The sequence below is a fragment of the Romboutsia sp. 1001216sp1 genome (assembly GCF_039841805.1).
Lineage (GTDB): Bacteria > Bacillota > Clostridia > Peptostreptococcales > Peptostreptococcaceae > Romboutsia_C > Romboutsia_C hominis.
In genome coordinates, this window is sequence record NZ_JBDPHA010000018.1 from 26,521 (window position 1) to 49,888 (window position 23,368).

At 25.8% G+C, this 23,368-nt stretch carries 23 protein-coding genes and 1 other annotated feature; of the genes, 3 read left to right on the forward strand and 20 right to left on the reverse strand.

The genetic code is table 11. From position 1 onward, the window contains the following. Positions 1 to 81 precede the first annotated feature (81 nt). Positions 82 to 1,092: a metallophosphoesterase gene (locus ABHC41_RS13295; RefSeq protein ID WP_271891795.1), complete on the reverse strand. Its 1,011-nt coding sequence runs from the start codon at positions 1,090 to 1,092 to the stop codon at positions 82 to 84. A 200-nt stretch (positions 1,093 to 1,292) separates the two neighbouring features. Here ABHC41_RS13295 and ABHC41_RS13300 point away from each other — a divergent pair, with 200 nt between their 5' ends. Then, a complete protein-coding gene (locus tag ABHC41_RS13300) occupies positions 1,293 to 2,003 on the forward strand; it encodes a response regulator transcription factor (protein WP_092926250.1) in 711 nt (236 codons plus the stop codon). Beyond that, entirely contained in the window at positions 1,975 to 3,561 is a 1,587-nt protein-coding gene (locus ABHC41_RS13305; RefSeq protein WP_271891796.1) for a sensor histidine kinase, read from the forward strand. The genes ABHC41_RS13300 and ABHC41_RS13305 overlap by 29 nt, the downstream gene beginning before the upstream one ends. Positions 3,562 to 3,614: 53 nt before the next feature. Here ABHC41_RS13305 and ABHC41_RS13310 read toward each other — a convergent pair whose 3' ends face one another. The 3 genes from ABHC41_RS13310 to ABHC41_RS13320 all read right to left on the reverse strand — a co-directional run bounded on the left by ABHC41_RS13310 (position 3,615) and on the right by ABHC41_RS13320 (position 6,241). Next, a complete protein-coding gene (locus ABHC41_RS13310; protein ID WP_166505261.1) occupies positions 3,615 to 4,883 on the reverse strand; it encodes a dihydroorotase in 1,269 nt (422 codons plus the stop codon). A 213-nt stretch (positions 4,884 to 5,096) separates the two neighbouring features. Beyond that, a complete protein-coding gene (locus tag ABHC41_RS13315) occupies positions 5,097 to 6,059 on the reverse strand; it encodes a DUF362 domain-containing protein (RefSeq protein WP_271891797.1) in 963 nt (320 codons plus the stop codon). Beyond that, a complete protein-coding gene (locus tag ABHC41_RS13320) occupies positions 6,053 to 6,241 on the reverse strand; it encodes a hypothetical protein (RefSeq protein ID WP_271891798.1) in 189 nt (62 codons plus the stop codon). The genes ABHC41_RS13315 and ABHC41_RS13320 overlap by 7 nt, the downstream gene beginning before the upstream one ends. 216 nt (positions 6,242 to 6,457) lie before the next feature. On the opposite strand from ABHC41_RS13320, the gene ABHC41_RS13325 reads away from it, so the two are divergent. Continuing rightward, the gene (locus tag ABHC41_RS13325; protein WP_092926256.1) at positions 6,458 to 7,195 is read left to right on the forward strand and encodes a TIGR00266 family protein; all 738 of its coding nucleotides are present in this window, start codon (positions 6,458 to 6,460) and stop codon (positions 7,193 to 7,195) included. Between the two features lie 100 nt (positions 7,196 to 7,295). Here the strand turns inward: ABHC41_RS13325 and ABHC41_RS13330 are convergent, their stop codons facing one another. From ABHC41_RS13330 to ABHC41_RS13405, 16 genes are all read right to left on the reverse strand, one after another. Next, a complete protein-coding gene (locus tag ABHC41_RS13330) occupies positions 7,296 to 7,601 on the reverse strand; it encodes a hypothetical protein (protein ID WP_166505259.1) in 306 nt (101 codons plus the stop codon). A gap of 170 nt (positions 7,602 to 7,771) precedes the next feature. After that, positions 7,772 to 8,404, reverse strand: a complete 633-nt coding sequence (locus ABHC41_RS13335; protein WP_207743633.1) for a DUF975 family protein — start codon at positions 8,402 to 8,404, stop codon at positions 7,772 to 7,774. Between the two features lie 111 nt (positions 8,405 to 8,515). Continuing rightward, complete coding sequence (gene asrC / locus ABHC41_RS13340) at positions 8,516 to 9,478, reverse strand: sulfite reductase subunit C (protein ID WP_271891800.1); 963 nt, start codon at positions 9,476 to 9,478, stop codon at positions 8,516 to 8,518. Positions 9,479 to 9,489: 11 nt separating this feature from the next. Next, the gene (gene asrB, locus ABHC41_RS13345) at positions 9,490 to 10,281 is read right to left on the reverse strand and encodes an anaerobic sulfite reductase subunit AsrB (RefSeq protein ID WP_195929065.1); all 792 of its coding nucleotides are present in this window, start codon (positions 10,279 to 10,281) and stop codon (positions 9,490 to 9,492) included. A 1-nt stretch (position 10,282) separates the two neighbouring features. Further along, positions 10,283 to 11,290 carry an anaerobic sulfite reductase subunit AsrA gene (gene asrA, locus ABHC41_RS13350; RefSeq protein ID WP_195929067.1) on the reverse strand — a complete coding sequence of 336 codons (1,008 nt, stop codon included), beginning with the start codon at positions 11,288 to 11,290 and terminating at the stop codon, positions 10,283 to 10,285. A 118-nt stretch (positions 11,291 to 11,408) separates the two neighbouring features. Beyond that, positions 11,409 to 12,089 (reverse strand): Crp/Fnr family transcriptional regulator, encoded by a 681-nt coding sequence (locus ABHC41_RS13355; protein WP_092926266.1) that lies wholly within the window; start codon positions 12,087 to 12,089, stop codon positions 11,409 to 11,411. A gap of 121 nt (positions 12,090 to 12,210) precedes the next feature. Then, positions 12,211 to 12,762: an NADH peroxidase gene (locus ABHC41_RS13360; protein ID WP_092926268.1), complete on the reverse strand. Its 552-nt coding sequence runs from the start codon at positions 12,760 to 12,762 to the stop codon at positions 12,211 to 12,213. 278 nt (positions 12,763 to 13,040) lie between these two features. Next, positions 13,041 to 13,967 carry a DMT family transporter gene (locus ABHC41_RS13365; RefSeq protein WP_092926270.1) on the reverse strand — a complete coding sequence of 309 codons (927 nt, stop codon included), beginning with the start codon at positions 13,965 to 13,967 and terminating at the stop codon, positions 13,041 to 13,043. Positions 13,968 to 14,144: 177 nt separating this feature from the next. Further along, positions 14,145 to 14,492: a DUF4870 domain-containing protein gene (locus ABHC41_RS13370; RefSeq protein ID WP_166505254.1), complete on the reverse strand. Its 348-nt coding sequence runs from the start codon at positions 14,490 to 14,492 to the stop codon at positions 14,145 to 14,147. Positions 14,493 to 14,687: 195 nt separating this feature from the next. After that, positions 14,688 to 15,218, reverse strand: a complete 531-nt coding sequence (locus ABHC41_RS13375) for a hypothetical protein (protein WP_166505253.1) — start codon at positions 15,216 to 15,218, stop codon at positions 14,688 to 14,690. A 208-nt stretch (positions 15,219 to 15,426) separates the two neighbouring features. Next, a complete protein-coding gene (gene tyrS / locus ABHC41_RS13380) occupies positions 15,427 to 16,632 on the reverse strand; it encodes a tyrosine--tRNA ligase (RefSeq protein WP_092926276.1) in 1,206 nt (401 codons plus the stop codon). A gap of 112 nt (positions 16,633 to 16,744) precedes the next feature. Then, positions 16,745 to 16,994: a binding site (T-box leader), on the reverse strand. A gap of 60 nt (positions 16,995 to 17,054) precedes the next feature. Beyond that, a complete protein-coding gene (locus tag ABHC41_RS13385; protein ID WP_271891801.1) occupies positions 17,055 to 17,786 on the reverse strand; it encodes a glycerophosphodiester phosphodiesterase family protein in 732 nt (243 codons plus the stop codon). Between the two features lie 4 nt (positions 17,787 to 17,790). Continuing rightward, positions 17,791 to 18,750 carry a DUF2232 domain-containing protein gene (locus ABHC41_RS13390; protein ID WP_271891802.1) on the reverse strand — a complete coding sequence of 320 codons (960 nt, stop codon included), beginning with the start codon at positions 18,748 to 18,750 and terminating at the stop codon, positions 17,791 to 17,793. A gap of 148 nt (positions 18,751 to 18,898) precedes the next feature. Then, a complete protein-coding gene (locus tag ABHC41_RS13395; RefSeq protein WP_240275930.1) occupies positions 18,899 to 20,359 on the reverse strand; it encodes a UDP-N-acetylmuramoyl-L-alanyl-D-glutamate--2,6-diaminopimelate ligase in 1,461 nt (486 codons plus the stop codon). Positions 20,360 to 20,444: 85 nt separating this feature from the next. Beyond that, positions 20,445 to 21,530 (reverse strand): glycosyltransferase, encoded by a 1,086-nt coding sequence (locus ABHC41_RS13400; protein WP_195237076.1) that lies wholly within the window; start codon positions 21,528 to 21,530, stop codon positions 20,445 to 20,447. A gap of 81 nt (positions 21,531 to 21,611) precedes the next feature. Continuing rightward, a complete protein-coding gene (locus ABHC41_RS13405; protein WP_271891803.1) occupies positions 21,612 to 23,294 on the reverse strand; it encodes a dynamin family protein in 1,683 nt (560 codons plus the stop codon). Positions 23,295 to 23,368: the final 74 nt, after the last annotated feature.

Genomic DNA, 23,368 nt, shown 5'->3' on the forward strand with positions numbered 1-23,368 from the left:
AAATTGAATATATTTTTACTTTATATGAAATTAAGTTTATTAAAATAATCAATACTTAACCTTATTAATCCAAATTATTTTTTATTTGAAAGATATAACTTCACTACTTTTTTCTATTACTTTCCAACCATCTTTTACTTTCTCTAATTGGAGTTTAGAATTAGCTATTGCCTCTGAATGTTTTCCACCTTGAGTTACTATTACTTCTTTACCATCTTTGTTAGTGTATTTATTTTCATCTATTGTCTTATGAGTATGCCCTGCAAATATAACATCTATATCACTAGTTTCTCTTGCTAATTCTTTTATTTTATTTCCTGGATTTTTGGGCTTTTTAGGTTCTTCCCCACTATGAACCACACTTATTATTATATCAGCCCCATCTTTTTTCATTTTAGGTACCCATTTTTTAGCATCTTCTACTAAATCATTCATATATAATTTACCCTCATATCCATCTTGATCTTTTAATTCTCTTGATTTAGTAGGAACCAATTTTTCTCCATCCCATTCTTTTGATTCTCCTACTTCTTTTATGGTTAGTCCTAATATTCCTATTTTTAAGTCTCCATATTTTGTATTAATATTTTTTATTATGTATGGCTTTGTATAGTTTTCATGATTACTTTTATATGTGTTTGCAGATAATATTTCCATATTATTATCTTTAAAATCATTTATTAATGTATCTAAACGACTTTTATTATTGGATACAAACTCATGATTTCCAAGAATCACAGCATCATATTTTAATTTTCCCATATTAGTTACTATTGGAGCAACTCCTTCTATTTCACCATCTTTAAATCGTAGAATAGGAAACCCATTTTCTTCAACTATTACACTATTTTTTTTAAACCATGAGTTCATTTCTGGAGTTTGCATATCAAAAAAATCTCCACTATCTACTAATATCAAATTTTCATCCTTTTTTCTTTGTTCATTTACATATTTTTCTAAATCCTTACTTACTATCCCATGTAAATCTGTTGTTCCAAGTACATTTACCTCAATATTTTCCTTTTTCCCAAATCCTATGCTAGTTAGTGCTAATACTCCTGCTACTACTCCTAATATAACCCTTTTTTTCATAACATCCCCCTCATTATGCTTTCTAATTATAGTATATCATAGATATTTATATGTTTACTATGCTTGTGTTAATAGTATAAATTTCTTAATAATTTTGTAATAATTAATACATTGGTTTATAAATTCTTAATAAATCTATAATTTATTGTTAAAATATGTTTTTTAGTTGTATGATATAATTGTTTTAAGGGAGTGATAAAATGAATGAAAATATATTAATAGTTGATGATGATAAAGAAATAGTTGATGCGATAGAATTTTATTTAAAACCTGAGGGTTTTAATGTATTAAAAGCTTATGATGGAATTGATGCTATTGAAACTTTAATAGATAATAATGTAGATTTAGTTATTATGGATGTGATGATGCCAAATCTTGATGGTCTTAAAGCGACTTTAAAAATAAGAGAAAATAATAATATTCCTATAATACTTTTATCTGCTAAAAATCAAGATATTGATAAAATTTTAGGTCTCAATATAGGGGCTGATGATTATGTTACAAAGCCATTTAATCCACTAGAACTCATTGCTCGTATTAAATCTCAATTAAGAAGATTTATTAACTTAAATAATAACTCTAGTAATAAGAATATTAACGATTCTAACGTATTGAAAAGTGGTGGTCTTAGTTTAAATAAAGATACTAAGGTAGTTAGCTTAGATGGAGAAGTTATTAAAGTAACTCCTATTGAGTACAGGATACTTGAATTTTTACTTTTAAATAAGGGAATCGTATTTTCATCTACAGAAATATATGAAAATGCTTGGGATGATATAGCTTATAACTGTGAAAAAACCGTTGCTGTTCATGTTAGAAGGATAAGAGAAAAAATAGAGATAAATCCTAAAGAACCAAAATATTTAAAGGTGGTGTGGGGAATTGGATATAAAATTGAAGACATTAAATAAATCTATTAATATAGAAGACTCAAAATTAAAGGTAGCTTCTTTACTAATTTTATTTTTATCTATGTCTATATGTTTTGAATCACTATTTAATTTAGCATTTAGCTTTCATAACATATATGAATATTCTCCAATAGCAAGATATATATTCTTTGGAAATGTAATACATTTAGATAATCGGAGTATTTTAAGTATTGAAGTGATAGTTTTTATAATTTCTTTAGCTATATCTATAGGTTGTATTGTAGTTTATAACATAACTAAAAAATCTAATATAAAAATATTTGACTCTTTTATAAATCTAACTTCAAATGTTTCTATTGAAGTATTTTTATTTATAATAGGTTTTATATTCTTTATAAGATTTCATACTTGGTCATCTGCACCAGATTTTTTTGATAATTCACTTATAGTATGTGATTTTTTAATCCTTACAACTACTTATATAGCTTATAAAAGTTTTAAATTATCATCTAATAATTTATTATCTAGATTAATAGTACTTTCTATGATTAAGGATTTTTTAGATAAACAAAATAAAAAAACGATAAACAATAAAATAGCTAGTATATTAGTAATATCTATAATAATACAGTTTATAATTATGTTTATATTTTTATCAGTTATAAGCTATTTTTCTATTTTTGCAATGATTTATGCTATGCTATTTTCTCTATTTAGTATTATACCTTACTCTTATATATACAAATTATTAACTAAAAAAACAAAATATATTGAATATATATCTAAAAATATAAAAACTATAGAAAATGGTGACTTAAGCCATAAATTAAAGGTAATTGGTAATGATGAAATATCATCTATTGCAAGCAGTATAAATAATATAAGCTTAGGACTTGAAAAGTCTCTTAATGAGCAACTAAAAAGTGAAAAAATGAAAACAGAGCTTATAACTAATGTAAGTCATGACTTAAAAACACCACTTACTTCTATAGTTAGCTATATAGATATACTTAAAAATAACGAATTAGATTCTAAAACTACTAAAGATTATATAAATATCCTAGATAAAAAAGCTACTAGACTTAAAGATTTAGTTGAGGACATATTTGAAGCATCTAAAATAAGTAGTGGTGATATAGAAATTAATCTAAAAAAAACTGATATAAAGGAACTTCTAATTCAAAGTATCGTTGAATTAGAAGATAAAATAGAGTCTTCTAAGCTAGATTTTATAATAGATACGCCTGATTATCCTGTATTTACCAATATAGATGGTAAAAGAATGTTTAGGGTTTTTGAAAATCTTATAACTAATATTACTAAATATTCTTTAGCTAATACTCGTGTATATATAGATATTAATGTTAAAGATGACTATATATTTATTACTATGAAAAATATATCTAATCATAGATTAAATATTTCTTCCGATGAACTATTAGAGCGATTTGTCCGTGGTGATGTTTCTAGAAATACTTCTGGAAATGGATTAGGATTATCTATTTGTAGCAATTTAGTAGACCTTCAAGATGGTAGTCTTAAGCTTGATATAGATGGAGATTTATTTAAAGTTATATTAAAATTTAAGGTTTACTAAATATATTAATAAAATTATAAAGGACTATATTTTTAATATAGTCCTTTATAATTTTATTTTTTCTCTTCAAATACGGCCTTACCGCCACATATAGTATATTTTACTTTACCAAATAATTTATGTCCTTTAAATGGAGTATTTTCACATTTTGATACAAATTTATCTACTACAAACTCTTCGTTTTCATCAAATATAACTATATCAGCAACTTTCCCTTCTTCTATGCTCCCACTTTCTAGATTGTATAATCTAGCTGGATTTATAGTCATTTTCTCTATTAACTTCATCATATTTAAATGATTGTTTTTAACTAAGCTAGTTATACCAAGAGAAAGTGCAGTTTCAAGACCTATTATACCACTTGGTGCTTTCGTAAATTCTACATTTTTCTCTTCATATGTATGAGGTGCATGATCTGTTGCTATTATTTCAATTGTATCGTCCTTTAAACCTTCAATTATTGCCATCTTATCTTCTAATGTTCTAAGTGGTGGATTCATTTTAGCATTAGTACCATAAGTTAATACATCATCTTCAGTTAGTGTAAAATGATGTGGTGTTGCTTCTGCGTATACATTAGCACCTAACTTTTTTATAAATCTTACCATTTCTACTGAATTTTTAGAACTTATATGTTGTATATTAACTTTTGCCCCACTTTTTAAAGCTAACATACAATCACGACTAACCATAACATCTTCAGCAACATTTGGCGCACCCAATATTCCCATTTGTTTAGATATTTTGCCATCATTTATACCAGCACAAGTTATAAGCGATGGATCCTCTTCATGAAAACTAAGAGGAACGTTTCTCTCCTTCGCCATGTTCATAGCCTTAAGTATAATATCACTATCCATTATAGGTAGTCCATCATCAGTAAAGCCTACAGCACCAGCTTTAATCATTTTATCCATATCAACTATTTCTTTACCTTTAAATCCTTTAGTTATTGCACTTGCTTGTAATACATTTATTGATGATAGTTTAGCTTTTTCATTTATATAATCTAAAGTTTCTTCATTATCAACTATAGGATTAGTATTTGCCATACATACAACTGTTGTAAATCCTCCCTTAGCTGCTGAAGCTGAACCTGTTAATATATCTTCTTTATGAGTAAATCCTGGATCTCTAAAATGAACGTGTACATCTATAAGCCCAGGTGATACTATACATCCTTTAGCATCTATTATTCTATCAACATCATTTTCATCTATATTCCCTATTTTTTCTATTTTATTATCTTTTATAAGTATATCTACTACTTCATCTCTTTTTGTTTTTGGGTCTATTAGTCTTCCATTTCTTATAAGTATCATATTTATCTCCCCTTTAGCTGATTAATGTATAACTAAATTTACTATATTATACATTAAGTTGTGTATATTTTAAATAGTTTTACGAATTTTATACTATTTTTTTTTTTTATAGTTCACCTTTAAATATATTTTTTCTAAAAAAACTCATATATTATAGTAGAAAATTTTAAATTAGATATTAAATAATAATTATTATACGAATATTTATATAATCTACTTTATTAATTTAAATATTATACTTCTCTTTATATCTATAGCTTTTTTAGGACATAATTCATGGCAACAAAAACATCTTATACATTTATTTAGGTCTATTTCTATTTTATTATTTAAAATAATAACCTTGGCCGGACATACTTCTATACATTTTTTACATTTTACACAATCTTTATGAGAAACAACAGGCTTTGGAGTTATCATCCTTGTAAGTGGCTCGTGTATAAATCTAGGCATAGTTGATGATAACAATCTAAAATCTTTGCTAGTTTTAGGAATTTTAAAATCTTTTATTATAAATCTTTCTATGTTATCACCTACTATAGATATATCACTTAAGTCTTTTTTTATATATTCTCTTTTTATACTCCCTCTTATAGTAGATACTTTATTTATGTCTAGATTTATAACTCTACAAGCTACTATATCTATCATATAAGGACTAGGCGATACTAATGTTACGCCAATCTTTCTTGGTATTCCAGCTGAAGGCCCTTCTCCTTCCATACCTACAACTCCATCCATAATAGTTAAACTTGGGTTTACATAAGAACATATATCTAATAATACATCCTCACAAAATATTTCTTCATTTGGAAATCTATAATGTATTTCTGCTTTTTGAAGTCCTGCTATAGAACCATATAAATTTTTAACTCCTCCTGTAAATGTTGCCATACCATGAGTTTTTAATTTACATATATTTATTATATGATCTACTTTAGTTATTGGAGTTATAATATTCATGTATTTTAAAGCTTTAGCATTTTTATTTTCTACCTTAATTTCACTTATATCATAATTTAGTTCTACACCTAGTTCATCCGCTATATCTTTCATACCAGTTGACTTATATATACTTTTTAATGAAGGTACTGTATACGGACCACCTGGGCTATCTCCTATTATTATTTTACAATTTAACTTAAGTAACATTTCACACACAACTTTAACTACCATTGGATGAGTAGTTGTTGCTTCTTTAGGACTTTTTTCATTAGCAAATTTGGCTTTATTAGTACTTTGCTATTTGGTTTTATATACTTTTCTAACCCACCTAAATCTTCTAAATTTTTACTTATTGCATGTTTTACACTTTCATATCCATAATCATTACATTCCCTAATTGATACATTCCCCATTTGTTTCCCCCTTGATAAAATTGTTATCCTATATCTTTACATAATTATATCACAATGAAAAAATCTTTCTTGAAATTCTCATATTTATGCCTATTTTTAGCTATTATTTTTATATAATGTATAAAAAGTTTTCTATAAAATAACTATATCTTTTAAATTTTTATAATACTTTATATATAATTAGATTATAATTAAATACATAAGGAGGGATATTTTATGAATTCTCATGAAATAGATTATAAACTACATGGACATGACATGCAATTTGTTGAAATTGAGTTAGATAAAGGTGAAAGTGTAGTAGCTGAAGCTGGTTCTATGATGATGATGGATGAACACATTTCTATGGAAACTATATTTGGAGATGGCAGTAAAAAAGGTGGTTCTAAGCTATTTGGTGCTGCTAAAAGAGTTTTAACTGGTGAAAGTCTTTTTATGACGTCATTTACTAATACTTCTAACAATAGAAAAAAAGTATCTTTTGCATCACCATATCCTGGTAAAATAATACCAATTGACTTATCTGAAATGAACGGTAAGCTAATATGTCAAAAAGATTCATTTTTATGCGCTGCTAAGGGAGTAAGTATTGGAATAGATTTTAGAAAAAAACTTGGTGTTGGATTTTTTGGAGGTGAGGGATTTATCCTTCAAAAATTAGAAGGAGATGGTCTTTGCTTTATTCATGCTGGCGGTACTATTATAAAAAAAGAATTAATGCCTGGTGAAAAATTAAAAGTTGATACTGGATGCTTAGTAGCTATGACAAAAGATATAAAATATGATATAGAATTTATAGGTGGTATAAAAAATAGCTTATTTGGCGGTGAAGGGTTATTTTTTGCAACTCTTACAGGTCCTGGATATGTTTGGATTCAAAGCTTACCATTTAGTAGACTTGCTTCTAGAGTATTTGCATCTGCTCCTCAAGTTAGTAGTGACCAAAAAGGTTAAAAAATTATATTTATATATATTGTAAATTTATTTTAAGAATAAGTAATAGGAGCAAATTTCTACTTGGAGATAGCTCCTATTTTAAGTTAAAGATTAATTTTTAAAAAGGAAATTGTAATAATGATAGGGCAAGTAAAAGATTAAGTGGGAATCTTCTACGTCTAAAACGTCTAAATCTTCTAGGTCTTCCAAATTGTCTGCCACGTCTTAGTTGATTATTATCTTCATCTACAATTACATCTTCCCCAACTAATACAGTAACACCATCTTCATCTACACTCTCAATAATTCCATCAAATACTTGTCCATCTTCCATCATTAATACAACGTGGTAATTTAAAAATCTTTTACATTTATCTCTTAAACTTTGTAAATCTTTATTTTCGTCAATTCTTTTTAAATTCATTTTATTAATCCCCCTTTCTAATTATATAGTATTTATTTTTAGGATAAATGGTGATAGTTTTTATTAATATATATTAGATTAATATAATAATATTTTTAATAAAAAAATGTATACTTGCCAGTTCTGACAAGTATACATTTTTTTATTTATATATAAATATTGTATTATTTTTACAAGATATCTTCGTTAGAAATAGATTTTAAATTTAAATAAAAATTCCCTAATGTAGTATAATAATATGGTGTATACCATAAGAACCCTATTCCTAAAGTAAATACACATAATATAGCCCAACCTAGAAAACTTAGTTCTAATATAAACAATTCCCACTTAAAGCCTTTCATCATATTTGCACTTTTCTTTAAACAATCCATTATTGATAACTCTGGATTTTCTGCTAATATATAATATGCTTGTGAGAACATTAACATCACTATAATACCTGGTATTACAAATAAAAATGTTCCTATTACTGAAGCTATAGTTATTATTAAATTTATTACAAAAGATTTTATAAAAACATTAAATCCAGAGAATAAATCTGTAAATTTAGCTTTTTCATTATCTGTTGCTAAGTTTAATATAAATCTACTAAATCCTAATTGTATTGGACCTGCAAATATTAATCCTATTATATTCAAGGTAATAGCTATATTTTCATTTAGCCAAGATGAACTTGTTCCTATTTCAACACTTGTTCCTTCTACTATTATAGTATATATTAAACATGTTAATATCGCTAATCCCCAATGACCCTTTAATTGCATTTTAGCACTATTTTTTAATTCAGCTCTTGAAATCATATGCCTTCCCCTCCAATTATATTGTTAGTTTATTATATTCTAACAAATACTGGATATATTTTATACTATATTAACAATATTGTAATGACTTTGTTTTGTCATTATATTTATTTAATATTTAATTCCGCTCCAATATACATTATCCTTAACAATCGTAATATCATCAAATTCAACACCTTCTAGTGCCCATTTTTTAAACTCCATAAATCCAGTTCTATCAACAATATATCCAATATGTTCTTTTGGTAAACTTTTATCTATATATTTTTCTACATACTTATAAGTATTTAGTATTATCTTAATTATATTTTCTTCATCTGCCCATATTAAAAAATCTTCTGCTAACCTTGGATTCTTCTTACCGCTTCTTCCCATTATAGCTAATCTATAATATTTCTTAGGATCTCTACTCCATGCATTTGTAGGACAATTAAGTACACATTCTCCACATCCTATACATTTACTGTGGTCTCTTATTACCCTATAGTTTTCTGCATGTAATGCACCTGTTGATAACTGCTTACACTTTTTAACACAAGCCCCACAAGATACACATCTATCTCTTTCGTAGTGCGGTAAAGTCATTCCTATTATTCCAAAATCATGAGTTCTTGCTTTTATACAGTCATTTGGACATCCTGTCAAAGCTATTTTTACATGTAAATCATTTGGAAATACTGCTTTTTCTATTTTCTTTGCAAACTCAGTTGTATTGTATTGCGCTTTCGGACAAACTTTATTACCTATACATGATGCTATATTTCTAGTTCCTGCAGCAGAATATCCTTTATCCTTTTCTTCTTGATTTATTTCCATTTTTTCTATAATTGATTGGACAAGCTTATTGACCTTTTCCATATCTTCCATTTTTATACCAAGTATTTCAAACCCTTGTCTAGTAGTCATATGTATTTGACCATTTCCATACTCATTTGCTATCTTTGATACTATCATTAAACTTTCAGAGTCAACACATCCTCCAGGAATTCTAACTCTTAATGCTGTTTCGTATCTATTTTTAGTTATTCTATAAGCATTTTTCATTGTCTTTTTAGTATTTAAATCTCTTATCATAACATTCCCTCCTAATCTATAAGATTTTTAGCATAAGAATAATCAAATACAGGCCCATCTATGCAAATATAAGTATCATCCATTTTACAATGACCACACTTACCTACTCCACAACACATTTTTCTTTCATAAGAAACCCATATATTATTTTCTGCCAAATCTCTTTTTAAAAATTCGCCTACTGTAAAATGCATCATCATAGGAGGACCTACTACTATTGCTGATGTATTATTTACATCTTTTATTTCTAAATCTGGTATATATTTTGTAACTAAACCAACATTACCTTTATAATCGTTTTCACCTTTATCCACAGTAACTATTACATCTAATTTTTCATCCCATCTTTTTAAATCATCTTTAAATAATATATCTTGTGGTGATCTAAATCCAGCTATTAATTTAAAGCTTTTGAATTTTTGAGGATTATTATAAAAATACTCCACAATTCCTCTAACTGGTGCAATTCCACTTCCTCCTGCAACTACTATTATTTCTCTATTTTCATATATACTTATGTCAAAACCATTTCCATATGGTCCTCTTATGAAGAATTTATCTCCTATTTTATAATTAAATATTTCATTAGTTACTTTTCCTACACTTCTTATTGTAAAATCTATATAATTATCACCATACCCACTTACAGATATTGGACTTTCTCCATACTTAGATATTGATATCTCATAAAATTTTCCTGGAAGTACATCTTTAGTACTACATTCTACTCTAAAAGTCCACTCTATATCTGTATGTTTAACTATATCTATTATCTTAGCTCCTACTGGAATATACGAATTCATATTACTCTCTCTCCTTACTTATTTCATTTACTTTTTCTATACATTTTGAAAATGATATATATTGAGGGCAAGCATCATCACATCTTCCACACCCTACACACATGTTGTAGCCAAATCTCTTATTGAAATCATATATTTTATGCATTGTTTTAAATCTCATTCTTTCACCCTTAGTTTTTCTAAATTCATGCCCTCCAGCCATACTTGTAAAGCCGTCAACTTGACATCCTGCCCATATTCTTCTTCTTTCACCTACTTTTTCATTTTCTTTGTAAAAAACATCTTGCATAGTAAAACAAGAACATGTTGGACATACAAAGTTGCATCTTCCACAAGCTATACATCTTGAGTTATACTCTTGCCACATTTCATGTTTAGATATTTCTTTAGAGTTTATTTTATCTATTTGTGGCACTTCTATATTAAATAAGTTTTCCTTTACAAAATCTATTTCAAATTCACATTTTTCTCCATTAAATATTTTTAAATCCTTATCTTTTATTTCTAGGAAAACTTCATTATCGTCTATTTTAATTCCCATAGAATAATTATCCGTTTTATTTGAATCCATACTTATACAGAAACAATTTCTAAAACTTTCTCTACATCCAACAAGAACAAATTTTACTTTCTCTCTTAATTTTTTGTAATAATAATCTTCATCAATTCCATTTTTTAAATATATCTCATCTAGTCTTTTCATTGCATTTATATCACATGCTCTTAAAAAGATTAATAATTTTTTATCATCAATATCGCTTTCCTTAAATTCATTTTCTGTAAAATAAAATAATATTTGTGTTATAGGAAATACTATTTCCTTGGCAGAAAAGTTTGATTTTCTATTTAGTTCCATTTCATCTAAAGAACTTACTTCTTTATATCTTACAACGTCTGTATCTGAGAAAGTTCCCATATATTCTAATGATACTGGTGCTAATATTTTATATTCATTACTAAGTGTTTTCAATTTTTCATTAAAATTTTCTTTGCTTAATTTTATCTTCACAACAATCACCTTTTCCCTTTTCTATTGATAAAATTTTAACATTTACTATAATTATTTTCCGTGATTAATATCACGTTTTTATAAAAATAAAAAGAAATAGCAAAACTTTAATGTTTTACTATTTCTTAAAGTACTCTGATAATCCTTTTTCTTTAACAAATATTTTTTTATTTTCTAATTTAACTAATCCTTCATTTTGAAGTGTTTTCATTGCCCTTGATAAAGTTTCTCTTTTACATCCTAGCATATCTGATAAATAAGTTATGCTTATATTTACATCTATTAATGTCCATTCTCCTTTATTTGTTCCAAATTCTTTGCTTATTCTATATAATTTAGCTGCTAACTTTTTATCCATTTTTATAGAAATTGAATTTTTTAGTTGTCTATATAATCTTCTATTTCTTCTTTCCATGTAATTTATTATATTTTTAGTTAAGTAAAAATCTTTCTCCATAACCTTTATAAAATCATTTATATTATATTTTAGTATAGTGGCGTTCTCAAAGACTTCACAAAATACTGATGATTCTCTTTTTTTATCTGTAGTTATTTCATTAATCATTTCGCCTTCATTTAATATAAATATTACTTTTCTATCGCCATTTTCATTTATTTTAAATATAGATACTTTTCCATCTATAACAAAGTATATATTATTTATTTTTTCTTTTTCCTCAAATAAAACTTCATTTTTTTCTAATTTTATTGTGTTGCTATATTTCTTAAGTTCTTCTTTTGTTTCATCTTTTAAATTTTTAAATATATTTATATTATCTATATAACTGCTTTTTATCATCTCTTCACCATATTCACTCTTATTATAGTTTTATTTATCTACTTAATTAGTATATCACATATTATTATAAAAATTAAAAAAGGCCATCTCATATGAGATGACCCCTTTATTTAAACTATAATTAGTTTTGCTTTCCAAAATGTCTTTCTAATAATCCTAAGAATGCTTTACCATGTCTAGCTTCATCTTTACACATTTCATGAACTGTATCATGTATAGCATCTAATCCTAATTCTTTAGCTCTCTTAGCTATTTTTAATTTTCCTTCAGTTGCTCCATATTCAGCTTCTACTCTTGCAGTTAAGTTAGCTTTAGTATCAGCTACAACAACTTCCCCTAATAATTCAGCAAATTTTGCAGCATGTTCTGCTTCTTCAAATGCTATTCTCTTGTAAGCTTCTGCAACTTCTGGGTATCCTTCTCTATCAGCTTGACGACTCATTGCTAAGTACATTCCAACTTCTGTACATTCTCCAGTAAAGTTAGCTCTTAAACCTTCTAATATTTCTTCGTCTACACCTTTAGCAACACCTATTCTGTGTTCGTCAGCCCAAACCATTTCACCCTTCATTTCTTCGAACTTATCAGCTCCAACTCCACATACTGGACATTTTTCTGGTGCAGTTTCTCCTTCATGTATGTATCCACATACTGTACAAACAAATTTTTTCATGATTATACTCCTCCAATTTATATATTAATTTAATTTAAATTCATTATTTAACTACTATACTATATACCCTAAAATACATTAACTAAATAATAAATTCTTATTATTTATAAATAAGATATTTAATATCTTATCGATCATATTTTATATATACCCGGTGTAGCATCCCCTAAACAATAAATTTAAATTTTTTACAAATATAAGTTTACCATCTATACAGTCATAATTACAACCTTATTTTCCCATTTTTATATTAAATTATTAATTTTATATAATGTATATTAAGATTTACTTGTATCTTCGTTAGATTCTATACATGCTTCTTCTATGTATATGTCTTTTTTCTTTAAAAAAGATAGTTTAGTTTCAGCCATTATGATGGCTACAAATATTATAAAACTTCCTAAAATCATTCTTAATGTTACTAGTTCTTTTAATATAATTACAGAGAAAATTGTTCCAAATACTGCTTCTGTTGAAAGTATTATAGCAGCCTTATTTCCTTCAACACTTTTTTGACATATAGTTTGCACCAAAAAACAAACAGTAGTACTAAATACTCCTAGATATAATACACCTAGATATCCATCTATACCAGCATTTATACTTCCCTCTCCCATAAGTATTTGTGTAAATAATGAAAGTATAAATGCCACACTAAATTGTATAGCTGTAAGTACTATTGGATTATACCTTACAGCATATTTACTTGTAAAGAATATATGAAATGCAAATCCAAAAGCACATACTAAAGTTAAAAAGTCTCCAAAATTAATAGAAAAATCTGATTCAAGCGATAGTATACCTATTCCTATAACTGTTAATATACTACTTATTATACCCATTTTATCAAGTTTTTGTTTATACATTAAAAATCCTATAAACGGAACTATAATTACATTAGTAGCAGTTATAAATGCATTTTTTGATGGTGTTGTATAAACTAACCCTATAGTTTGAACAACAAAGGCTGTAAATAGAAAAAATCCTAATATACAACCATACTTTATTGCATCTTTGCTCACATTTTCTTTTATCTGTTTAAAAAAGATTAAATTTATCAAAAGCGCTCCTATAAAAAATCTAAGTGTTATTATTTGCAGTGGCGTAAGTCCCCCATCTAGCGCCAATTGTGTTCCTACAAATCCACTTCCCCAAATCATAGCAACTATTAGTAATCCTATTTGTGAAATATATGTTTTTTTCATCTTTTTCCCCCTTTTTTTTGATATAACTCACTATTAACATTAATATACTAGACATATTTTGTAAATACATTAACATTTCTTTTATTCATAATTTTCAAATAATTTTATTTTTATATATAATTTAATTAGTGCATAAAAAAAGAACTACATAATATATTAAATGTAGTTCTTTTTATTTTATTTTATAATGTTAAGTGTAAATGGGAAATCATAATCTCTATATGATCCATATCTTATCATAGCTATTATATTAAGTACTAAATAGGCTATTGATACTAGTGGTAATAATACCATTCCAACTAGCAAAAATACTAATAATCCAGATATTATTTCATATATAAAAAATGATATGTGAAAATTCAAAAGTCTTCTACCATTTCTAGCTATAAAGTCTGAGTCTTTACTATAATCTTTCCATACAAAGTATGATATTATAAACCCTATAAAATTAAAAACTATAATTCCACCTGCCATTAAAAGCATTATAATATTTTCTCTAGATATTGATTTTCTATAATCATCCATAATTATATCCTTTCTTACATAGTTTATAAACTATATAAAATTTAAGTATTAAAAATTTCCCAGGAAAACATTTTTATAAAATTTCCCTTCTCCTCATGAATACGTGTGTATTTTTAGTCATATCCACTTCCAAAAATATTATATTCATATTAAAGATATATGAAATATGATTTTTGTATATATCAAAAATTTATTTTATATATCTAGCTTTAATTGTTTATATAGATCTTCTTCTTGATTTTTGTTAGATTCTTTTTGATTTTCATTTATTATATTCATTTTAGATAAAAACCTTTTAACATCTGTTAAGCTATCTACTGCTATTTCTTTATAATTTATCTCTAAAAAATATCCAGTTGCAGTTTTTTCTATCTTTACACTTGGTTTATCCATTATAATAGATATTACATTTCCATTTAAATACTCAACAGCAAATGTCTTTTCATTTTCAGCAAATAACTCAACTAAATTCTCTGATATCTTAAAACTTTTGCTTTTATCAACTTGACTTGTGCTAAACTTCATAAGTAAAGGTTTGATTGATTTTAGATCATTTAATATAACTTTAGAACCTTTTATATCTATTAAATATCCTTTTGTACTAGCACTTATAGTTATATTTTTATTGTCAACTACTACAGATGTTATTTTTCCTTTACTATAGTATATGATATAAGACCTATTCATATTAGATAATATTTTAGTTATTTTACTTGGTAAATACATATAGCTCCTCATCTCTTTTTCGTCTTTAATAGATAAAATATAACATTTATCATTATTTTTTACAACTGCTTTATTCTAATTAGTACTTGTTATATCATCTATTAATCTTTAGTATAATATATTTTATCATTTAGTATAATGTGAGGTATATTAGGATATTAATCCAAAAAGAGATATAAGTTAGTTTCTTATATCTCTTTTAATTATATTATTTTACAACTACTTTTATAAACTTCTTCTTACCTATTTGAACTACTAATTCACCCTCAGCTACTACTTCTTGTAAATCAGCTATTTTTTCACTATTTACTTTAACTCCACCTTGCTTAACTAATCTTCTTAATTCACTTTTACTTGGAGTTAACTTGTTATCAACTATTATTTGAGCTAAATCAAAATCATTAGCATCTGCTTCTACTGTTAATATATCAACAGGTATTTGTCCTTTTTGGAATACTGATTTAAATCTTTCTTCAGCGAAGTTTGCTTTTTCTTCTCCGTGGTATAATCTTACTATTTCTTTAGCAAGTTCCATTTTTATATCTCTTGGATTTTTTCTATCTTCTTTTAAATCTTTTTCTATTTCAGCTACTACATCAGGGTGAACATCAGTTACTAAGTTGTAGTATTTAACTATTAATGAATCTGGTATTTCCATAGCTTTTTGATACATTACACCAGCTTCTTCATCTACTCCTATGTAGTTTCCTAAACTCTTACTCATTTTATTAACGCCATCTAGTCCTTCTATTATAGGCATCATTATAACTACTTGAGAATCTTGACCAAATTCTTTTTGTAGTGCTCTACCCATAAGTAAGTTAAATCTTTGGTCAGTTCCACCTAATTCTATATCAGCTTTTATAGCAACTGAATCATATCCTTGCATTAATGGGTAGAAGAATTCGTGTACTGATATTGGAGTATGGCTTTCATATCTCTTTTTAAAGTCTTCTCTTTCTAACATTCTAGCAACAGTTATAGTTGCAGCTAATTTAACAACATCTTCAAAGTTTAACTTTCCTAGCCATTCACTGTTAAATCTTACTTCTGTCTTTTCTTTATCTAAAACTTTAAATATTTGTTCTTGGTAAGTTTTTGCATTTTCTAAAACTTGCTCTGTAGTTAATGCCTTTCTAGCTTGAGATTTTCCAGTTGGATCTCCTATCTTTCCTGTAAAGTCTCCTATTATTATTACTACCTTGTGTCCTAAGTCTTGTAATTGCTTCATTTTTCTAAGAACAACAGTATGCCCTAAGTGTATATCTGGTGCTGATGGGTCAAGACCTAACTTAACAACTAACTGTCTTCCCTCTTTGTGAGCATTAGTTAATTTTTCTCTTAAGTCCTTTTCATCTATTAAATCTTCTACACCTTTTAATATAATTTTTACTTGTTCATCTAAATTAAACATATTTACCCTCCTGTTATTTTATATTTATAAATTTGCTTAAGTCTTATTTTTTAGCAAATCGTTTTTTAAGGATATAAAACTTTTTTGTATTAAAAAAAAGCCTTCATCCTTACAAAAGGACGAAAGCTTGTGCTTACGTGTTACCACCTTAATTTATTAATACCTCACAGTATTAACCTCATTAGGTACAAAATTATACCCTAGCATTATAACGTATGCTACTCCGTTTTTCCCTAGTGGTTGTTATCTTTCAGGAAAACTGCTCCAAGATGTATTCAAATTAACTTTTCTTGCTCCTCTCACCTACCGGAAACTCTCTGTTAGAATACATTAATCCTACTAATTCTTATCATAGCTTTATATTAATATTTTTTCATTTATGTCTATAATATATTCTTAAAATTATATTTTGTCAATACTTTTTAACATTTATTTGGATCTATACCTTCAAATATTATATTATCTGCATATTTGGATGCTTTTTTATATTTATTACAATCAAGTATAGTCCAAGTTATAACTGACATCTTCTTTCTAATTAACTGAATCCTTTGACTTTGAATACTTTTTATATCATAAGATACAAAATCAGGCTTTGTTTTAAAATTTAGTATCATTCCCCTTAAAAATAGTTTTTTGTACCATTTTATTATTGTGTCTTTGTAATCAAATGATATTTGCCCTCTTATTAAATTATTTGCATTTTCTTTGTACCATAGAAGTACCCTTGGATTAAAAGACTGTATAGCAAACTTACCTTCATAATTTTTTACTATCTTATAAACCTCACTACTCATATCTATAGCATCTCCAAGAGCCTTTAATTCTATTAAGACTGGTACCCTGTTATTTACAATATCTAATACGTCCACTAAAAGAGGTATCTTTTCATCAGTGTTTAATAGCCTTAGTTTGCTTATTTCATTATAAGTCATATTATTTATAGTACCTTTATATCCTGTCATTCTTTCTAAAAACTCATCATGAAATACTACTGCCTTTTTATCTTTTGTAAGTTGTACATCTAATTCTATACCATAGTTATATTTTATAGAATTTATAAAAGCCCCCATAGAGTTTTCTGGATATATATCATTATGAAGTCCTCTATGTGAAAAGGGACATTTTTTGATAAAACTTACATCCTTAACCACATTTTCACCCTCTACTTAATATATTATTTAATATTCCTATTTGTTGATTTCTTATATTTATCTTTATATCTAATATTATATTAATTATGATTATAATAAATGTAGTTATCTTAAATATTAATATTAATGCTATTAACATTAAAATCGATAATATTCTTATATGAGCTACTTTCTTATTTTTAGATAATAAATAATTTTGTATTGCTGTATATCCATCTTTTATCACAAAGTAAAATGATAGATACTCTATACTTATTATTATAGTTTTTAGATATGTATTATCTATGTTTATATTAAACGCTTTAAAAGTTTCTACTATAAAAATGTATACTGATAATACATAAAATACATTTTTAGAACAACATACAAATCTTGAAAGTCTTCTAAAGTTAGCTATAATTTCAAATTTTTTATTTATATTTCCTTTTAACATATTTAATTTCTTGCACATAAATAAGGATAATATATATATAGAAAATACAGTTCCAAAAGGAAATGCAGCTATAAGTATATAATAAATAACTTGTACATATTCTCCGGATTTTAGTATATTTATATATCCTTGAAACTCTTTCATAAAGCTGTATCCTATTAATTTAGATGCATATATATCTACAAATACCATAAGTACAACGCCTATAAAAGAAGTATATACCATATCATCCATAATAGATGTATCCTTACTTATAAAGTAGCCACAAAGTATTCCAAGTATTACACTTTGGCTACACCATATAGCTATACCTATATTCCCAAGTATCAACCATACTATTAAAAGTGATGTTATCCCAGAAAGTACTGAATACTTAAAATCACATCTAAGTACTACTATTGAAAAAAATACAGGAACTATAAAATCTATGTAAAGTGCATATCCAAAACCAATTCCTACAAATAGTAAGGTACTTATAACAAATAGTGCTGATAGTATTGCTGACTCTGTTAACTTTTTAGTTTCATTCATCAAATTACCTACCTTTTAATTTTTATTTAGTTTATCCGTATATTATAATACTTCTAAAAAAAATAATAAAGCATGCTTTATTATAATATAAAAGAAACTGTGAATATTCACAGCTCCTTTTATTAATATATATGAGTTTATTTGTTGCCTACTTTAAATTTATAGCTTCAAGTGCTACTTTTGTATCATCAAAAGGATGCTTTTTCTTACCTATTATTTGATAATCTTCATGTCCTTTTCCCGCTATTATAACTAAGTCTTTATCATTTGCCATATCTATTGCCTTATATATTGCTTCTTTTCTATCTTCTATAATTATATAATTATCCTTTTTTATATTAATACCTTTTAATATATCATTAATTATTTTATGGGGATCTTCACATCTTGGATTATCTGATGTTATTATAGCTACATCAGAGTATTCTTGTGCTATTTTTCCCATTATAGGTCTTTTTAGTCTATCTCTATCTCCTCCGCATCCAAACACTGTTATTACCTTGCCTTTTGTAAATTCTTTTGAAGCTTTTAATATATTTTCTAAAGCGTCTGGAGTATGTGCATAGTCTACTATAACATTTAGCTTTTTATTATTTTTTATACTTTCAAACCTACCCTTAATGCCTTTAGTATTTCTAAATACTTCTTTAACTATGTTTATATCTATATCTAATATGTAGCAAATACTTATTATTCCCAATGTATTATATACACTAAACTTTCCTGGTATATTTACATAGATATAATCTTCATAAGTTGGAGTTTTTACTTTATATTCTATATGATCTTTTTCTAATATAATATCACTTGCCATAAAATCAGCATGTTCATTTATAGCATAAGTGTATACAGGTATATCTAAGTTTTTAATATTATTTAATATAATCTTACCATGTTCATCATCTATATTTATTATATTTGCTTTTGTTGTCATATAAAATAACTTTTCTTTAGAGTTTCTATAATCCTCTATATTTTTATGAAAATCTAAATGTTCTTCAGTTAAATTTGTAAATAATCCCATTAAAAAACTAGTATCTTTCACTCTACCTAAGCTAAGTGCATGAGAAGATACTTCCATGGCGCAATATTTACAGTTATTTTTTAACATATCATTGAAACTTTTTTGAAGGTCTAAACTTTCTGGAGTTGTATTTTTAGGTATTATTTTTTCCTTTGAATTGTCTATTTCGATAGTTCCTATAAGACCACATTTATTAACTTTATTTAATATCTCCTTTAAAAGAGTTGATACACTAGTTTTCCCATTTGTTCCTGTTATTCCTATTACATCTAATTTTGTACTTGGCTCATTATAAAAATTAGATGCAATTTTTGCCATGGCCTCTTTAGTATTACTTACTTTTATAAATGTATACTTATCCATATTATCTATATTTATATCTTCTTCTATTAAAAATGCCTTAGCTCCAGATTTTATAGCATTTTCTATATATAAATGTCCATTAGTATTATATCCTTTTATACATATGAACATGCTGTTTTTTGTTACTTCTCTTGAATCATAATATATATTATCTATATCAATATTTGTGTCTCCATATATATTTAAAGTATCTACATTCTCTAAAATTTTATCTAATCTCATCATATCCTCCTTATCTATTGTTTAATACAGTATATTTTACATATGATTTTTTTATGATATATAATTTAAGGTGGGTCTCCCCACCTTATCTTTCTTTTATTATAGAATTAAAGTACTTTTCATTACATTTTACACATTCATCATTTGGATTTAATTCCATACATTTTTGATGGTGATAATAAGCCCTTGGTAAATCTTTCAATTCATAATAACAGCAACAAAGATTTAAATGAGGTTTAAATCTTAAGTAACTCATATTAATGCATTGGTTAGTATCACAAGATATATCAGTATTAAGTATTATTTTATACCAACTTATAGCTTGTAAATATTTTTCCTCCTCTTCAAATGAATAAGCTATATTATACATTATATCAGCTCTTGGTATATCTTCTTCAAAGGCTTTATATAAATATATCCTTGCTAGTTTGTATTCTTTTTGTTTTATATAACATTCTCCTATTTTGCATAATGCATCTACCGTTTCTTCCTTAAATTTACTTACCTTTATAAATTCTTTTAATATTTCTATAGATTTTTCATATTTTAAATTACAATATAATTCTCTTCCATAATAATACAAATCTCTATTGCTTAATATTTTGCCATCTTTTAGTTTTTTTTCGTATATTTTAAGATTTCTATCATCTATATTTTTTACCTTATCATGTATTATACAAATATCACTATCATATACATTACTTTCATTTATACCCTCTATAGATATATATTCATGAACATATCCTACCCACTTAAAACCTTCATTTCTTTTGATTATTCTATTTCTTCTAGCTACTATTTTAGGATTATTATTTTCATCTATACACATATGAGTCTCTGTAGATATAACACTTATACTTTCATTTAAATTTTCTTTCAAGTTTATAAGTCTTTTTCTATTTTTCTCATCTAAATACTCGTCTGCATCTAACCAAAGTATATAATCTTTGGTTGCTTTATCAAAGGAAAAATTTCTAGCCTTTGAAAAATCATCAATCCACTTAAAATCATATATATTGTTAGTATAATTTCTACAAACTTCCTTTGTTTTATCTACTGACCCTGTATCTACTATTATTATTTCATCTACTATATCATAAATACTATCTAAACATCTTTTTAAAATATTTTCTTCATTTTTTACTATCATACATAAACTTATAGTAATCATACTATTTACTCCCTTAATTAAAAGTTATACTTCAATGTATGATAAAATGACATTTTTTGTGTTTATTGTACTGAATTTTCATTAATGTATATATGTTTTTAATTTATCTATATATATATTTATTTCTTTAATTGTATCTTCTATTTCGTGTTTGTTAGTTTGTATACCTTTTATATTTTTTAGTATTTCTAGTGTTGTATAGTTTATCTCTATACTATAATTTTCATATATATCTTTTAGATTCTCACTTATTTTATACTTTAGATTTTCTATAAAAGTATCTATATCATTTAGCAATTCCTTGCTTTTTTTATCATCTTGTACTTTATCATATATAACTTTCCCTACTGCTCCACTTATAGTCCCTGCTATTAATAGCGGTGGACAATAAGTCATTAGTGCTGCTGATATAGTAGTTGAAGTTGCCGATGCTCCAAGTATTGCACTATACATTGAAACAACTGTACCCGAAGTTGCCCCAAGCACTGCACCTGTTCCTACTACTGCTAATAATTCATTTACTGTTGCTTGGTTTTTTTCTAATTTAAAGCTTTGTGTATCTATGCATTCATTTTTATATGTTATATCATTTATATATCTTTTTATATCATCATCCATTTCATTGCTTATTTCTTTTAAACACTGACTCCACTCATTAAAAAATAAATTATCCAATTCTATTTTTTTCTTGTTTACTAATTCATTTATATATCCTTCATTTATGTATAACTTAGCTAAATCTATATTTAATTTAATTTTTTGTATTTCATCACTAAAAAATATTCTATCTACCCAATCCTTTATCTCAAAATCCATCTTTGAACTTATATAGTCTCTTTTGTTTTGAAGTAATTTATTGTATCTTAATAATTCATCATCTAAAACATATAAAGTCTTTAGATAATCATTATGGCAAACTATATCTTTGTGTATTATTCTATCTAAAGATGATTTTATACTACTATTTTTTTCTTCTTGAGAATTTTTTATTAGATAATTTATATAATCATTTAATCTATTAAATTCGTATTTTAAATCATTATAGTTTGATAATACTAAATCAGTACTTTTTGTTTTTACCTTAGGTAATACCTTCTCTTGGTATTCAAGATATGAAGATATCATAAAAAATTCATCTATATATATTCCATATTCATCTTTTATATAATCTATAATTTCTTCTTTATCAGAACTTAATAAATCACACTTATTTACTATACCTATAATGTTATTTTTATACTCACTTATCAAATCAAGCGCTTCTATTACATCTTCTTGTCCTAGGTGAGTTGCATCTATTACAAATAATATCAAATCAGCATTTTTTATATAGTTTAAAGTTTTTTCTTCATTGTTTACAGTTATGCTCTTTAACCCTGGTGTGTCTACTATATTTATCTTTTTTAAATAATCTATATTAAGACCCACCTTTGTTATGTCTTTATATGTTTTAGTATATGGCATGTTACTATATACTATTTCTATTATACTAGAAGTAGCTTCAAGTACATCTACTTCACTTATATCCCCTCCTATTAATGAATTTACTAAGCTTGATTTTCCTGATTTAACTTCTCCTAACACAACAATTTTTAATGATTCTTCCTTATTACTTTCTATAGATTTAATAAGTTCAACCACTTCTTGTAATGGTTCTTTTATTGTATTTTTATATGGTAAATTTAAATCTTCAATTAACTTTTTTCTTATTGGTGAATTTAATATTTCTTCTTTAACTATACATATACCTTTATTATTTTCCAAAATATCACCCCAAAGTATTTAAAATTCTTTCTATATTGTTTAGGAAGTCTATATAAATATTTATATACTTATAG

Coding starts and splice junctions, on each gene's coding strand:
- ABHC41_RS13330 (WP_166505259.1), bottom strand. CDS start 7,601: ATGAATTTAAAAAGAATTGACGAAAATAAAGATTTACAAAGTTTAAGA.
- ABHC41_RS13295 (WP_271891795.1), bottom strand. CDS start 1,092: ATGAAAAAAAGGGTTATATTAGGAGTAGTAGCAGGAGTATTAGCACTA.
- ABHC41_RS13335 (WP_207743633.1), bottom strand. CDS start 8,404: ATGATTTCAAGAGCTGAATTAAAAAATAGTGCTAAAATGCAATTAAAG.
- ABHC41_RS13320 (WP_271891798.1), bottom strand. CDS start 6,241: ATGGGGAATGTATCAATTAGGGAATGTAATGATTATGGATATGAAAGT.
- asrB (WP_195929065.1), bottom strand. CDS start 10,281: ATGAATTCGTATATTCCAGTAGGAGCTAAGATAATAGATATAGTTAAA.
- ABHC41_RS13355 (WP_092926266.1), bottom strand. CDS start 12,089: ATGATAAAAAGCAGTTATATAGATAATATAAATATATTTAAAAATTTA.
- ABHC41_RS13325 (WP_092926256.1), top strand. CDS start 6,458: ATGAATTCTCATGAAATAGATTATAAACTACATGGACATGACATGCAA.
- ABHC41_RS13400 (WP_195237076.1), bottom strand. CDS start 21,530: ATGATTACTATAAGTTTATGTATGATAGTAAAAAATGAAGAAAATATT.
- ABHC41_RS13370 (WP_166505254.1), bottom strand. CDS start 14,492: ATGGATGATTATAGAAAATCAATATCTAGAGAAAATATTATAATGCTT.
- ABHC41_RS13395 (WP_240275930.1), bottom strand. CDS start 20,359: ATGAGATTAGATAAAATTTTAGAGAATGTAGATACTTTAAATATATAT.
- tyrS (WP_092926276.1), bottom strand. CDS start 16,632: ATGTTTAATTTAGATGAACAAGTAAAAATTATATTAAAAGGTGTAGAA.
- asrC (WP_271891800.1), bottom strand. CDS start 9,478: ATGATAAGAGATTTAAATACTAAAAAGACAATGAAAAATGCTTATAGA.
- ABHC41_RS13375 (WP_166505253.1), bottom strand. CDS start 15,218: ATGTATTTACCAAGTAAAATAACTAAAATATTATCTAATATGAATAGG.
- ABHC41_RS13390 (WP_271891802.1), bottom strand. CDS start 18,750: ATGAATGAAACTAAAAAGTTAACAGAGTCAGCAATACTATCAGCACTA.
- ABHC41_RS13365 (WP_092926270.1), bottom strand. CDS start 13,967: ATGAAAAAAACATATATTTCACAAATAGGATTACTAATAGTTGCTATG.
- ABHC41_RS13360 (WP_092926268.1), bottom strand. CDS start 12,762: ATGAAAAAATTTGTTTGTACAGTATGTGGATACATACATGAAGGAGAA.
- ABHC41_RS13310 (WP_166505261.1), bottom strand. CDS start 4,883: ATGATACTTATAAGAAATGGAAGACTAATAGACCCAAAAACAAAAAGA.
- ABHC41_RS13300 (WP_092926250.1), top strand. CDS start 1,293: ATGAATGAAAATATATTAATAGTTGATGATGATAAAGAAATAGTTGAT.
- ABHC41_RS13315 (WP_271891797.1), bottom strand. CDS start 6,059: ATGGTAGTTAAAGTTGTGTGTGAAATGTTACTTAAGTTAAATTGTAAA.